Below are 13,325 nucleotides of genomic sequence, written 5' to 3'. Positions count from 1 at the left end.
AGACTGGTACGGAGCCTTCCGGGGCCGCCCCGGGAAAGGACGTACCGACGTGACGGGTTCCTCCCAGCCATGGCGCGCGGCGCTGACCGCCTTCTTCCTCCTGAGTGCTCCGTGGGCGCATGCCGCGGAGCCGCCCAGGAAGGACGCGGGGACGGCGGGCCGCGCGGAGCAGGCCGAGCGCGACGACGCCACGTACCGGCAGCTGGAGGTGTTCGCGCGGGTGCTCTCCTACGTGGAGAACAACTACGTGGAGTCGCCGGACCGCCAGCGGCTCATCTACGGCGCCATCCAGGGCATGCTGGAGACGTTGGATCCGCACACGGTGTTCCTCCCGCCCGACGTGTACCGGGAGATGAAAATCGACACCTCGGGCGAGTGGGGCGGCCTGGGCATCGAAATCGCGCGCAAGGGCGAGCGCATCGTGGTGGTGGCGCCCATCGACGACACCCCCGCGGCGCGCGCGGGCATCAAGGCCGGCGATGAGCTGGTCGGCATCGACGGTGAGCGGACCGAGGGCATGGACGTGGGGCGCGCGCTGCAGAAGATGCGCGGCCCGGCCGGCGGACGCGTGCTGCTGACCATCATGCGCGAGGGCTTCAGCGCGCCGCGCGAAATCGCCATCATCCGGGACCACATCCGCATCGTGTCCGTGGAAGGCGCGCTGCATGGCGGTATCGGCCATGTGAAGGTGAAGAACTTCCAGGACCGCACCGACCTGTACCTTCGCAAGGAGCTGGACCGGCTGCGCGCGCTCAACGGCGGCAAGGAGCTGCGCGGCCTGGTGCTGGACCTGCGCAACAACCCGGGCGGGCTGCTGGACCAGGCGGTGGCGGTGAGCGACCGGTTCCTGCCGGGCAATCTGCCCATCGTCTCCACGCGGGGGCGGGATGGCCGAAGCGCCACCGTGGAGCGCAGCAAGGACCGCGACACGGAGAAGGACTACCCCGTCGTGGTGCTGGTCAACGCGGGCAGTGCCTCCGCGTCCGAAATCGTGGCGGGCGCGCTCCAGGACCATGGCCGCGCGAGCATCCTGGGCACGCCCACCTTCGGCAAGGGCAGCGTCCAGACGGTCATCGAGCTGGAGGATGGCTCCGGGCTGAAGCTGACCATCGCGCGCTACTACACGCCCAAGGGCCGCAGCATCCAGGAGCGCGGCATCACCCCGGACTTCCTCGTCCCCGACGAAGCGGGAGGCAAGGTGCCGCGCGATGTGGTGCGGGAGAAGGACCTGCAGCGCCACTTCCGCGCCGAGCCGACGGCCGCGACCGAGCCCGCCGCGCCGGAGCCCCGAGGCCTGCCGGAGAATCTCAAGCCCTGGGACGTCACCGCGAAGCTGGAGGACTATCCCTTGAGGGTCGCCCTGGACTATCTCCATGGCATGGCATCCGCTCCCGCGCGTACTCCAGCTCGGGCAGCGGGTCGCTGAGGACTCCTTCTCACTTGCATTTCGCTGTGCAGTCCGTTTGATGCGCAACGAGCAAAAGGTGAACGAGAGATGCGACCTTCGAATGTGCGAGCGGTTCACGCCGCGTTGAGTGGATGGCTGGTGGGACTGCTGGCCGTGGGACCCGCGGCGGCGCAGACGCCGGTGTCCTCGCGGCTGGTGCCCCGGGCCTTGAGCGCGGCGACGGCGGATGCGCCGGCCGATGCGGCTACGGTCACCGTGGTGGCCATTGCGCTGGACGCGGAGGCCCGTGGCGACGCGGCCCGGCTGGCGCGCGAGGCGGAGCTGGCGGTGACGCGCTCGGGGCGGCTGAAGCTGGTGCGCCTGTCGGACGCGCTGGACGCGGACGGGCAGCGCGAGCGCCAGGCCCGTGAGGCCGAGGCCGCCGAGGCGATGAAGGCGGGCCAGCGCGCCTACGACGAGCTCGACACCGAGAAGGCGCTCGAGCACTTCGACAAGGCGGTGCGCGGCTACGAGGTCGCCGACCTCTCCCAGCGCTTCACCGAGCTGAGCCGCGCGCGGGTGATGAAGGCCGCGTCGCAGGTGGCCAACGGTGAGAACACCGCCGCGCAGCTGGAGATTCGCACCGCGCTGGCGCTGAACCCGGAGGCGCGCTTCTCGCCCAACTTCTTCCCGCCGGAGGAGATGACCTTCGTGGAGAAGGAGCGCAAGGCGGTGCTCACCGGCACCAAGGCCAGCCTGCGCGTGAGCACCGAGCCAGTACCGGCCCAGGTGTTCGTGGACGGCCAGTTCCGGGGCATCTCGCCGGTGGACGTCGCCGACCTCACGGCCGCGGACCACTACGTGACGGTGGTGGCGCCGGGCTACGCGCTGACGCAGCGCCGGGAGCGCGAGGGCGAGGTCAGCCTGACGCTGGCCCCCGTGGCGGCGCAGAAGGGCCTGCAGACGTTCACCGAGCAGGCGGCGCGCAAGCCGGAGAGTCAGGAGCGCGACGCGGCCCTTCGTGAGCTGGGGACGCTCGCGGGCGTGTCCCAGGTGCTGGCGCTCCTGGTGCGCGGTGGTGCCGGGACCGCGCCGCTGGAGGTGACGGGCCTGCGCCTGGACGTGTCGGATGGCCACAACCAGGCCTACGCGCTGGGGACGGTGCCGCGTGGGGAGGGGCTGGTGGACGGTTCGCAGGCGCTGCTGGCGCAGCTGGTGTCGGCGGATGCGCCGCGCCAGGGCGGCAAGCCGGTGACGCACTTCTCGGGTGGCGTCAGCAACACGCGCCGCACCGTGGGCTACGTGCTGATGGCCACCGGCGTGGCGCTGCTGGCCGGCGGCGTCTACTTCGGCATGGAGGCCTCCGCGAAGTCGGATGACTTCAAGCGCGCGGCGCAGAACAGCAGCCGCGCCCAGGACCTCAAGAGCACGGGCAAGTCGTACGCGCTGGTGGCCGACGTCGGCATCCTCCTGGGCCTCGCGTCGGCGGGCGCGGGCGGCTACCTGGCCTTCGCCAATGGCGGCAGCGGTGGTTCGAAGTCGTCCTCCCGCGCGAGCCGCCCCGCGCCGGCGCCCGTCCCCGCGGCCGCGCCGCCGCAGGACACGCCTCCCGCGCCGAAGGCGGCCCCCGCCGCGGCGAAGGAGCCGCTGCCCATGCCTCCGCCTCCCGCGCAGGCGGTGCCGGCCTCGACGCAGAAGGAGCCCAGCACGTCCAACAAGCGCGCGCAGGAGGATGAGGCGCGCCAGCGTGAGGAAGAGCTCCGCAAGCGCCGTGAAGAGGTGGAGCGCCAGCGCAAGGAGTTGGAGGAGCGGCGCAAGCAGGAGGAGTCCGCGGCGCAGCGCGAGCAGGAAGAGCGGCGGCGGCAGGAGGAGCGGCGGCGAGAGGAAGAGAAGAAGAAGAAGCGGCCCGCACTCGACGATGACGATCTCCGGAACTACTAGCCATGCGCCGTCCCTTGCGAAACCTCGTTGCTTTCATGGCCCTGGGCACCGGGCTGTCCGCGTGCAGCCTCCTCGTCGACTTCGACGAGGAAGGGCAGCCCTGCGATGAGCTCAACCAGTGCCTGGAGGGCTACGCCTGCGTCGACAACGCGTGCGTCCCCGACGGCGCCGCGCCGTCCGATGGCGGCACCGATGCTGGCACCGATGGTGGCCTGAACACCGACGGTGGCCTGAACACGGATTCGGGAACCACTGACCCGGACGCGGGCTCGGAAGCGCCGGACGCCGGGCTCCCGGACGACGCGGGCACCACCGGACCGGGCCCCGTCCTGGAGCCGGAGTTCCCGGCCAGCTGACCTGCCTCACCCGAGGTCCGCGGCTCGCGGCGTGGAGACGGAGCGGCGCCTGACGCGGGCCGCCCGCTCCGTGGCGCCCCGGCCACGCCGCGGCCCGGAGGACACGCCTGCTCTTCGCGCACGGCGTGGCTGAAGTCCCTCACCCAGGCGGTTTCCGAGGGAGACCGTCCCGCTCCGCCCACCGCCGCGTGGCTGGCATCATCCATGCTCTGTGCTCCGCCCAGGAGGCAACATCGACATGGGCAAGCGCGTGGGAGTGCTGATGGGCGGGTGGGGCGAGGAGCGGGAGATTTCGCTCAAGACGGGAGAGGCCGTGGTGGCGGCGCTCGAGTCCCGGGGCCATCAGGTGACTCGCATCTTCGCGGGGCCGGGCCTGGACCGGGCACTGCGCGCGGCCGAACTGGACGTGGCCTTCGTCGCGCTCCACGGGCGCATGGGCGAGGACGGCCGGGTGCAGGGCCTGCTGGAACTGCTGGAGCTGCCGTACACGGGCTCGGGCGTGCTGGCGTCGGCGCTGGCCATGAACAAGCCCTTCGCCAAGCGGCTCTTCCGCCTGCACAACCTGGCCACGCCCCATGGCTACACGGTGGCGCGCGAGGACGCGTGGCGCGCCCTGGCCCTGCACGGCGACCTGGGCTTCCCGTGCGTGGTGAAGCCCGCGTGCGGCGGTTCGTCGGTGGGGCTGGCCGTGGTGCGTGAGCCGGAGGCGCTGGCGTTCGCGGTGGCTCAGGCCAGCCGGTTCGGCGGCGAGGCCCTGGTAGAGCGCTACGTGGCGGGCCGGGAAGTCACGGTGGGCATCCTCGGCGGCCAGGTGCTGGGCAGCTGCGAGGTGGCCACGCCGCGCGAGGGCTTCGACTTCGACGCCAAATACAAGGGCGGGGCCGCGTACTTCTGCCCACCCCGGCTGTCTCCCACGCGCGTGGCCAACGTGGAGGCCCTGGCGCTGGCGGCCTACCGCGCGCTGGGCTGCCGCGGGCAGGCGCGGGTGGACATGATGTGCTCGGACACGGAGAACGACGTGGTGCTGGAGGTGAACACGCTGCCGGGCTTCACCCCCACCAGCCTGCTGCCGAAAATCGCCGCCAGGGCCGGGCTGGACTTCGCCGCGCTCACGGAGCGCATCCTGGCGCTGGCCACCCGTGACGAAGCCGGTGTCCTGGAGGCCCCCGTCGTGGAGACCCCGCCGGGCCTGGGCGCGCCTCGCCGCGCGGTGAGCTGACCCTCCAGGTCGGTCAACCCCTGGCGTTGTTTCAACCCCGGCGCCAGGGACACAAGCTGGGTGTGGTAGGAGTGACGCAGGGTGTCAGGACCCCGTGAACGGAACGTTCAAATCCGGGGAATAGTTTGACACGGCCTTGAACGCGTTCCTATTGTCCGGCGCCGATCACTCCCCGAAGGTCAAAACCTTGTCTTTTCGGGTACATACGATGTGGGGGCTTGGACGACCCATCTCGCGCCGGTCCGCGCGAGACGGAATCAGCCGGGCCGCCCCGCACGGAAGGACCGCAGGCCCTCTGGGCTGTGGCAGGGGTTGAGCGTCACCGATGACCACCGTCGAGATCATCTTCCTGGGCGTCTATTTCAGTCTCTTGTGCGTGCTGGGAGTCTACGGCTCGCACAGGTACCGGATGGCGTTCCTGTACTACCGGCACAAGTTCAAGCTGCCGACGCCGAAGGGTGCGCTGGAGTCGCTGCCCAAGGTCACCATCCAGCTCCCCATCTTCAATGAGATGTACGTGGTGGAGCGCCTGGTGGAGTCGGTGTGCCGCATCGACTACCCGCGCGACCTGCTCGAAATCCAGGTCCTCGACGACTCGACGGATGAGACATGTGGCATCGCCCGGGCATGCGTGGAGCGCCAGCGCCAGAAGGGTCACGACATCGTCTACATCCACCGCGTCAACCGCCAGGGCTTCAAGGCGGGGGCGTTGGAGAACGGCCTGAAGCTGGCGAAGGGCCAGTTCGTGGCCGTGTTCGACGCGGACTTCGTGCCCAGCCCCGACTTCCTGATGCGCACCGTGCCGTTCTTCTCGGACGACAAGGTGGGCATGGTGCAGGTGCGCTGGGGGCACCTGAACCGCGAGTTCTCGCTGCTGACGCAGGCCCAGAGCATCTTCCTGGACGGCCACTTCATCATCGAGCACACCGCGCGCAACCGCGCGGGCTGCTTCTTCAACTTCAACGGCACCGCCGGCATCTGGCGCCGTGACACGATTTCCGACGCGGGCGGCTGGCAGCACGACACGCTCACCGAGGACCTGGACCTGAGCTACCGCGCCCAGCTGAAGGGCTGGCAGTTCGTGTTCCTGCCCGAGGTCATCTCCCCGGCCGAGGTGCCGGTGGACATGAACGCCTTCAAGAGCCAGCAGCATCGCTGGGCCAAGGGCTCCATCCAGACGGCGAAGAAGCTGCTGCCCACCATCCTCAAGAGCGACCTGCCTCTGGTGGTGAAGCGCGAGGCCTTCTTCCACCTCACCAACAACATGGCGTACCTGTTGATGGTGCTGCTGTCGGTGCTGATGCCCATCAGCATGGTGGTGCGCTTCCAGCACGGCCTGTACGGCACGCTGTTCCTGGACCTGCCCTTCTTCCTCACGGCCACCGCCAGTGTCTGCTTCTTCTATGTGGCGGCGCAGCGTGAGCGCGGCGCGAAGGGCTGGGAGCGGGTGAAGTACCTGCCGTTCCTCATGAGCCTGGGGATTGGCATGGCCATCAGCAACGCCAAGGCGGTGGCCGAGGCGCTGCTCAACCAGCAGTCGGGCTTCGCGCGCACGCCGAAGACGGGCGCCGAGGGCAAGAAGGCCGTCACCGTCAAGAAGGCGTACCGGGGCAGCAAGTCGCTGCTGCCGCTGGTGGAGCTGCTGTTCGCCGCGTACTTCACCGGCGCGCTGTGGTTCGCCATCGACGCGCGCATCTACACGTCGGTGCCCTTCATCGTCCTGTTCCTGGCGGGCTTCCTGTACGTGGGCAGCTCCAGCCTGCTGCAGGGCCTGTCCGGCCGGATGAAGCTGGTGGAGTCCACCCCCGCGGTGGACGCCGCCGACGAGCAGCCCCGCCGCGCGGCCTGAGCGGCGTCCTTCCTTCGGGAAGGCCAGGGGTGAGGCTGGCACCGCGCCGCCTCACCCCTTTCGCGTTTCTAGGTGCCCGCGTCCGTCGAGCTGCCCGCATCCGGCGGCCCCCGCAGCAGCACCTGCTCCATCCGCACGCTGGGGGCGCCCGCCGGGGCCGTGCGGCAGTCCTCGTCGATGGAGGTACTGGTCGCCGAGCGCAGCGTCAGGCCCGCGTCCGTGCACCGCACCACCTCTGTCGGAAAGGTGACGGGGCAGGGCGTCCCCGCGCCGGAGAAGCCGGTGGCACGCGTTTCGCCCACGAAGCCCGCGGGTGTACGCCGCAGGACGATGGATGGCGAGCCCGCGTCCGGGGCGTCCACCGCTTCCGAGTCATGTGCGCGGACGACGGCGAGTGAGAGTGTGCTGCCGTCATCGTCGCCGTAGTACCGGAAGGCCGGGTTCCCCGCGTGGTGGTACTCGCCGCCCTGGTTCTGCTCGCAGCCGGCGGGAATCTTCACCGCGGGCGGTGCGGGCGGCACGGGCTCCGTCCTGGGCGGCGCCTTCGCGGAGCACGCGGTGAGGGAGAGGACGCTGAGGTGGAGGACCAGTGTGGGCAGGACGCGGTGCATGGGGGGCGGATATTCTCCCAATCCGCAAGGCCCTGGGACTCTGTTTGATTCCCTTGGGATGACTCTCTAACCTTCGGTTCGTCATGAGCCTCCACCGCATCGTCGTCTTCGCCCTGGTGACTGTCCTGGCCGCCCCTTCGGCCGCGCTCGCGCAGGATGACTTCCTGGCGCCGCTCACCACGCCGTCGAAGCCCAACACGGGCAAGCCCAAGGTGGTGAAGAAGAAGCCCGCGAAGGCACCCGCCAAGAAGCCCGCGCGCGCGAAGGCGCCCGCGAAGGGCAGCAAGAAGCCCGCGGCCGAGGACGACCTGCTGCTGGCGCCGCTGACGCCCGCGAAGACGGAGGTGCTCGTCCGCATGACGGGCAACGTGCGCGGCGCGAAGCTGTTCGTGGATGGGAAGGAGTTCGGCGTCCTCTCCTCGGCCGTCGTGCCGGTGGAGGTCCGCCCGGGCGAGCACCACCTGGTGGTGCGCCGGCAGGGTTACGCCGACTTCACGCGGCGCATCGACGTGAAGTCGGGCACGCAGGCGGAGGTGCTGGTGTCCATGGACGCCACCATGGGCTTCGCCACGCTGACGGCGGACGTAGCGGACGCGGTGGTGATGGTGGACGGGCAGCAGGTGGGCGCCGTGCCGCAGGCCAACGTGTTGCTGCGCCCGGGTTCACGCGAGATTGAGTTCCGGGCCCCGGGCTTCAAGCCGGACGTGCACAACATCACCGTGTTCGCGGGACGGACGTACGAGGTGACGGGCAACCTGCGGCCGCTGCTGGACACGTCCGTGGCCACCGCCGACGTGCCGAAGAGCCCGGTGTTGGAGCCGTCTTCCAAGCTCGACCGCGACGACGAGACGGCCCCCGGCCTGTCGTTCACTGGGGACCCGGAGACGCCCGAGGTGGAAGGCTCCAAGCCGTGGTACGGCCGCTGGTACGTGTGGGCCGGCATTGGCGCGGTGGTGGCGGCCGGCACGGTGGGCGCGGTGATGGCGACGCAGGGCGGTGGTGCCAGCCCGCTGAGCCCCGAGGCTGTGTGCGGTCCAGCGGGGTGTGACGCCGTGCTGGGCGGCATCCGCTCGGTGCGCGGTGGTGGCGCGGGGCTTCAGGCCCCTCCGCCCGCGGGCGCGATTCGCTTCTGATGCGGTCGTGAATCGTCCCGCCCACGTCGAGGGCGGGACGGCGCCACGGGTTCTACTGGTCGCGCAGGTCGTCGTTGTCGCCGCGGCTGTCCGGGGCGAGCAGCAGGTACACGTCGCTCACCCGTCCCACGCCCCAGGTGTCCAGCGCGGTCGCGCGGACCTGGAAGGGGGCGGAGTCGGGCAGCAGGTGGGTGATGTCCACTTCGCCCGCTTCGAAGGTGAAGGCGCGGCGCCCCACGCTGTCCACCTGCTCTCGGCCCATGTGCACCGCTTCGGTGAAGCCCACGGTGGTGCGCCGGGTCACCTGTCCACTGGCGTCCAGCACCTCCAGCAGCAGGAAGTTGTCCACGGCGATGCCGAGCGTCCCCTTCGCATCGCCGTAGAGGCGGGCCCGGCGTCCGTCCAGGCTCATCGTGGGCGTCTGGCCGGTGGCGACGACGCGCGGCGTGCGCTCGCCTTCGGTGGCGTCCACCTCGATGTCTTCGCGCAGCTTGGTCAGCGTGTGTGTCTCCCGGGCGGGCGTGTCCAGCAGGAGCCGAACGGCACGGGGCTCGGTCGAGGTGGAGGTGGGCGTGGCCGAGGCGGGCACCTGCCGCGCACAGGCCATCAGCCCCAGGGTGGCGGCCATGACGAGCGTTCGAGAATGCATGGGAGGTCCAGGGTAGATGAGCAGGGGTGACCCGGGTCAATTAGCATGGCCGCATGCGGACCTTCCTCCATGGGTGCCTGCTGTGGTGTGTGCTCTCCGGGACGCCGGCGTGGGGCGGTGCGCCCGCGGAACCCCTGGTTTCTCCCGAGGTTCAGCTGTGCCTCCAGCACCTGAAGCCCGCCGAGCGTGAGCGGGCCGCGAAGGCGCTGGGGCCCCTGGAGGAGCTGCCGCTCTACCGCGTGCAGTTGGAGGTGGACCCGGAGACCCGTGGGGTGAAGGGCCGGGTGCAGGTGGAGGTGCTGGCCCGGAAGCATCCGCTCACCGAGCTGTACCTGCGGCTGACGCCCAACGCGCAGGGCCGCCGGGTGACGCTGTCGGACGCGAAGCTGGGCGGCCGGCCCGTCAAACTGGAGCGACCGGAGCCCACGCTGTACCGCCTGTCCCTGGAGTCCGAGCCGGTGCCGCCGGGTGCCGCCGCGGTGCTGGACGTCGCGGTGGAGGGCCTGGTGCCGCGTGCCGCCGCGCCCTCGAGCGGGGCCGCGGGAGGCCTCCTCGGCGGTTTGATGGGCGGTGGGGGCGGGCGTCCTTCGGGCGGCGACCACGGGGCGTTCTCCGCCACGGCGGACTTCATCAGTCTGGTGGGCGTGGTGCCCCAGGTTCCGCCGGTGGGCGAGGACGGCAGGCCCTGGGAGGGCCCGCAGGGGATTGGAGACCTGGGCCTCTATGAGCCGGCGCACGTGCTGGCCACCATCACCGTGCCCACGGGCTGGGCGGTGCACGCCACCGGCGTGCCCATGGGCGAGGTCCCGGAGCGGGATGGGCGGGTGCGCTACGCCTTCGCCGCCGCGGCGGTGCGCGACTTTCCCCTCTTCGTGTCGCGGGGCTACGCCAGCTCCACCGCCACGGTGAATGGCGTCACGGTGGAGAGCCACTACGCCGCGGCGGACCAGGCCGCGGGCGAGCGCGTGTTGAAGTACGCCACGTCGATGCTGGCGGAGTTCGAGCGCCGTCTGGGGCCGCTGCCGTACACGCACTTCCGCGTGGTGCAGGCGCCTCTGTCCGGAGGCGCGGGCGGCATGGAGTTCCCGGGGCTGGTCACCATCGCGACGCAGCTGTACCGCGGCGCGGCGGGGGCCTCCGAGCTGCTGGGCGGCGGCATGCAGGGCATGGAGGACCTGGAGGCGATGCTGGGCATGCTGGGGCAGAGCGGGGGCGGGGGAGGAGGGGTGCTGGGACAGCTGAACGGCGCCATGGAGCGCACGCTGGAGTTCACCGTGGCGCACGAGGTGGCGCACCAGTACTTCGCGGGGCTCGTGGGCTCGGACCCCATCCTGGAGCCCGTGGTGGATGAGTCGCTGGCCCAGTACGCCGCGCTCCTCTACCTCGAATGGAAGCACGGCAAGAAGGTGGCGGAGTCGGTGCGCCAGGAGACGCTGGTGGGTCAGTACCACCTGTACCGGATGACAGGTGGGAAGGACGGCCGCGCGGACCGGCCCACGGGCCACTTCGCGGATGAGATGGAGTACGGCGCGCTCGTCTACGGCAAGGCGCCCCTGCTGCACCACGCCTCGCGGAAGCTGGTGGGAGACGCCGCCTTCCTCAAGGCCCTGCGCGCCTACGTGGACATGTACCGCTTCAAGTGGACGTGCAAGGACTGCTTCACGAAGGAACTGGCGAAGGCGAGCCCCGCCAACGCGAGCGCGCTGGAGCGGCTGCGCACGCGCTGGTGGCGGGAAGCGAAGGGCGACGAGGACTTGGGCAAGCCCCGTCTGGAGTCGCTGCTGGGCGGCTTCGAGGGACTGGAAGGGCTGGAGGCCCTGCAGTCGCTGCCCGGCATGGACCTGGAGGCGCTCCAGGGCATGCAGGGCTTCGAGGCCTTCCAGGAGATAGACGCCCAGTCGAAGGAGCTGCTGGAGCAGCTCATCCCCGGGCTGATGGGAGAGTGACGCGGGCCCTCAGTCGAAGAGGGCGCGGACGAACTCGCGCGGCTCGAAGCGGCGCAGGTCGGCCACCTTCTCGCCCACGCCCACCCAGACGACGGGGAGCTTCAGCTCGTCGCAGATGCCAATGACGACGCCGCCCTTCGCGGTGCCGTCCAGCTTCGTCAGGGCGATGGCGCTGACGCCCACGGCCTCGTGGAACTGCTTGGCCTGCTGAATCGCGTTCTGGCCGTTGGTGGAGTCCAGCACCAGCAGCACCTCGTGCGGCGCGCCGGGCAGGGCCTTGTCCATGACGCGCTTCACCTTCTTCAGCTCCTCCATCAGCGGAGCCTTGGTGTGGAGCCGGCCGGCGGTGTCCGCGATGATGACGTCCGCGCCTTCCTCCTTCGCCTTCTTGACGGCCTCGAAGATGACGGCGCTGGGGTCTCCGCCCTCGGCGCCCTTCACCAACTGGGCCTGGGCGCGCTCGGCCCACACGTCGAGCTGCTCGGTGGCGGCGGCGCGGAAGGTGTCACCCGCGGCGAGCACCACCTTCTTGCCCTCGCTGGTGAGCTTCGCGGCCAGCTTGCCGATGGTCGTCGTCTTCCCGGCGCCGTTGACGCCCACCACCATGACGACGTGCGGCGGGCCGCCGCCTTCCAGGGAGCGCGGCACGGGCAAGTCGCAGATGCGGGCGACCTCGTCGCGGATGAGGCCCTTGATGCGCTCCGGGTCCTTCAGCTCGTTGCGCTTGAGCTTCTCGCGGGCCACCTCCACTAGGTGGTTGGCGGTGCGCACGCCGATGTCGGCGGTGAAGAGGATTTCCTCCAGCTCCGCCAGGACGGACTCGTCCACCTGGCGCTGCTGGCCGAACAGGCCATTGAGCCGGGCCATGAAGCCCTGGTTCCGGGTCTTGTCCAGGCCCTGGGCCAGGGTGCGGCCGGCCTCGGCCTCCACCTTGGCGCGCGCGGCGGCCTCCTCGGCGCGGCGGGCTTCCTCGGCGGCGGCGGCCTCGCGGGCGCGCTCCTCCTCCATCAGCCGCTGGGCTTCGACCTGCTCGCGCTTGCGGCGCTCCCGGGCCTCGTCGTCCGCAGCCTTCTTGGCGCGGTACTCGGCGCGCTTCTCTTCCTCCTCGCGCTCCTTGAGGTCGCGGGCCTCCGCCTCCAGCCGGGCGCGCTCGGCGGCGTCCGTGGCGGTGCGGGCGGCCTGGGCGGCCTCGGTGCGCTGGCGGGCCAGGGCCTCGGCGCGGTCGTGGGCGGCCTCGGCCTCGCGGAGCCGGGCGGCCTCCGCCTCGGAGGGGGGCAGCTCCACGCGCAGCCGGGGCTGCTCGGCGGGGAGGGCGGGCTTTTCGGCCGCGGGAGGGACGGTGGGGGGCTTCTTCTCCTCGGGGCGCTTGCGGAAGAACAGCTTCCGGGCGGCCAGCACCATCAGCAGGACGAAGAGGGCGGCGGCGCCAATGCCGACGACGTCGCCCGCGGGGGAGCTGTCCGGAGGGGGCGTACCGGTGCCCGGCTGCGTGGAACCCCCGCCCGGGGTGGGAGCGGGAGAGGGGGCGGGCGGCACCTGCGCGGTCAGGGCGTCGAGGGCGTTGGGCGTCTTCATGTGCGCGGGTTCGCATACACCAACGCGCCGGTGGATGCAGCGCCCGTGGCCGGGTAGAACCCAGTCGTGATGCGTCTCAAGCCCTCTTGTGTCCTGCTCCCGTCGCTCCTGCTGCTCGGCAGCGCCTGCATCGTGGAGGCGCCCGGCGGCGCCAGCGCGCAGGAGCGGCGCGCGGCTACCGTCACCCAGGTGCCCCCGCTGTCCGTGAAGAGCGGCGCCAACCTGGGCGGCAAGGTGGAGCTGGTGGGGGCCACGGTGGAGCCCGGGCGGCTGACGCCCGGAGACCAGGCGAAGGTGGCGCTCTACTTCAAGGTGCTCCAGCCCATGGACGACGACTACCTCATCTTCGTCCATGTGGAGGACGCGGACGGCCGCGCCGAGCGCATCAACGTGGACCACAAGCCCGCGGGCGGCATGCTGCCCACGTCGCAGTGGAAGCCCGGTGAGACGGTGAAGGACGAGTTCCCCATCTACGTGCCGCCCGGCTCGACGGCCCGCGCGCTGAACATCTGGCTGGGGTTCTGGGAGCCGCGCACGGACTCCCGGCTGCGCATCCTCAACCCGAACGCCGTGCGCAACGACGGCAAGGACCGCATCCTGCTGGGCCAGGTGCCCGTGGCGCGTTGAGTCGCGCCTGAGCGGGCACCTGGGGGCTGCCG

Annotated in this window: 11 protein-coding genes; 8 read left to right on the top strand and 3 right to left on the bottom strand. The window is 71.0% G+C overall.

The window, feature by feature from the left end; all coding sequences use genetic code 11:
• Positions 1–49: 49 nt before the first annotated feature.
• The 5 genes from BHS09_RS29505 (at position 50) to BHS09_RS29485 (ending at position 6,752) form a co-directional block, all read left to right on the top strand.
• Complete coding sequence (locus tag BHS09_RS29505; protein ID WP_140794756.1) at positions 50–1,426, top strand: S41 family peptidase; 1,377 nt, start codon at positions 50–52, stop codon at positions 1,424–1,426.
• Positions 1,427–1,495: 69 nt separating this feature from the next.
• Positions 1,496–3,328: a PEGA domain-containing protein gene (locus BHS09_RS29500; protein ID WP_140799685.1), complete on the top strand. Its 1,833-nt coding sequence runs from the start codon at positions 1,496–1,498 to the stop codon at positions 3,326–3,328.
• A gap of 2 nt (positions 3,329–3,330) precedes the next feature.
• Positions 3,331–3,684: a hypothetical protein gene (locus tag BHS09_RS29495; RefSeq protein WP_140799684.1), complete on the top strand. Its 354-nt coding sequence runs from the start codon at positions 3,331–3,333 to the stop codon at positions 3,682–3,684.
• A gap of 238 nt (positions 3,685–3,922) precedes the next feature.
• Complete coding sequence (locus BHS09_RS29490; protein ID WP_140799683.1) at positions 3,923–4,903, top strand: D-alanine--D-alanine ligase; 981 nt, start codon at positions 3,923–3,925, stop codon at positions 4,901–4,903.
• A gap of 325 nt (positions 4,904–5,228) precedes the next feature.
• Positions 5,229–6,752 (top strand): cellulose synthase family protein, encoded by a 1,524-nt coding sequence (locus tag BHS09_RS29485; RefSeq protein WP_011555691.1) that lies wholly within the window; start codon positions 5,229–5,231, stop codon positions 6,750–6,752.
• Positions 6,753–6,820: 68 nt separating this feature from the next.
• Here the strand turns inward: BHS09_RS29485 and BHS09_RS29480 are convergent, their stop codons facing one another.
• Positions 6,821–7,363, bottom strand: a complete 543-nt coding sequence (locus BHS09_RS29480) for a hypothetical protein (RefSeq protein WP_174260600.1) — start codon at positions 7,361–7,363, stop codon at positions 6,821–6,823.
• An 83-nt stretch (positions 7,364–7,446) separates the two neighbouring features.
• On the opposite strand from BHS09_RS29480, the gene BHS09_RS29475 reads away from it, so the two are divergent.
• On the top strand, positions 7,447–8,496 hold the full coding sequence (locus BHS09_RS29475) for a PEGA domain-containing protein (protein ID WP_140799681.1): 1,050 nt from the start codon (positions 7,447–7,449) through the stop codon (positions 8,494–8,496).
• A gap of 52 nt (positions 8,497–8,548) precedes the next feature.
• Here the strand turns inward: BHS09_RS29475 and BHS09_RS29470 are convergent, their stop codons facing one another.
• The gene (locus BHS09_RS29470) at positions 8,549–9,145 is read right to left on the bottom strand and encodes a hypothetical protein (protein ID WP_140799680.1); all 597 of its coding nucleotides are present in this window, start codon (positions 9,143–9,145) and stop codon (positions 8,549–8,551) included.
• Between the two features lie 53 nt (positions 9,146–9,198).
• On the opposite strand from BHS09_RS29470, the gene BHS09_RS29465 reads away from it, so the two are divergent.
• On the top strand, positions 9,199–11,091 hold the full coding sequence (locus tag BHS09_RS29465) for a M1 family aminopeptidase (protein ID WP_140794749.1): 1,893 nt from the start codon (positions 9,199–9,201) through the stop codon (positions 11,089–11,091).
• A gap of 9 nt (positions 11,092–11,100) precedes the next feature.
• Here the strand turns inward: BHS09_RS29465 and ftsY are convergent, their stop codons facing one another.
• Complete coding sequence (ftsY, locus tag BHS09_RS29460; RefSeq protein WP_140794748.1) at positions 11,101–12,666, bottom strand: signal recognition particle-docking protein FtsY; 1,566 nt, start codon at positions 12,664–12,666, stop codon at positions 11,101–11,103.
• 69 nt (positions 12,667–12,735) lie between these two features.
• On the opposite strand from ftsY, the gene BHS09_RS29455 reads away from it, so the two are divergent.
• Entirely contained in the window at positions 12,736–13,293 is a 558-nt protein-coding gene (locus tag BHS09_RS29455; protein ID WP_171445472.1) for a hypothetical protein, read from the top strand.
• The last annotated feature ends 32 nt before the right edge of the window (positions 13,294–13,325 follow it).

Origin of the sequence: Myxococcus xanthus, assembly GCF_006402735.1 — a bacterium.
Lineage (GTDB): Bacteria > Myxococcota > Myxococcia > Myxococcales > Myxococcaceae > Myxococcus > Myxococcus xanthus_A.
The sequence above is the reverse complement of the archived record's forward strand: the minus strand, read 5'-3'. Positions and strand labels throughout refer to the sequence as shown.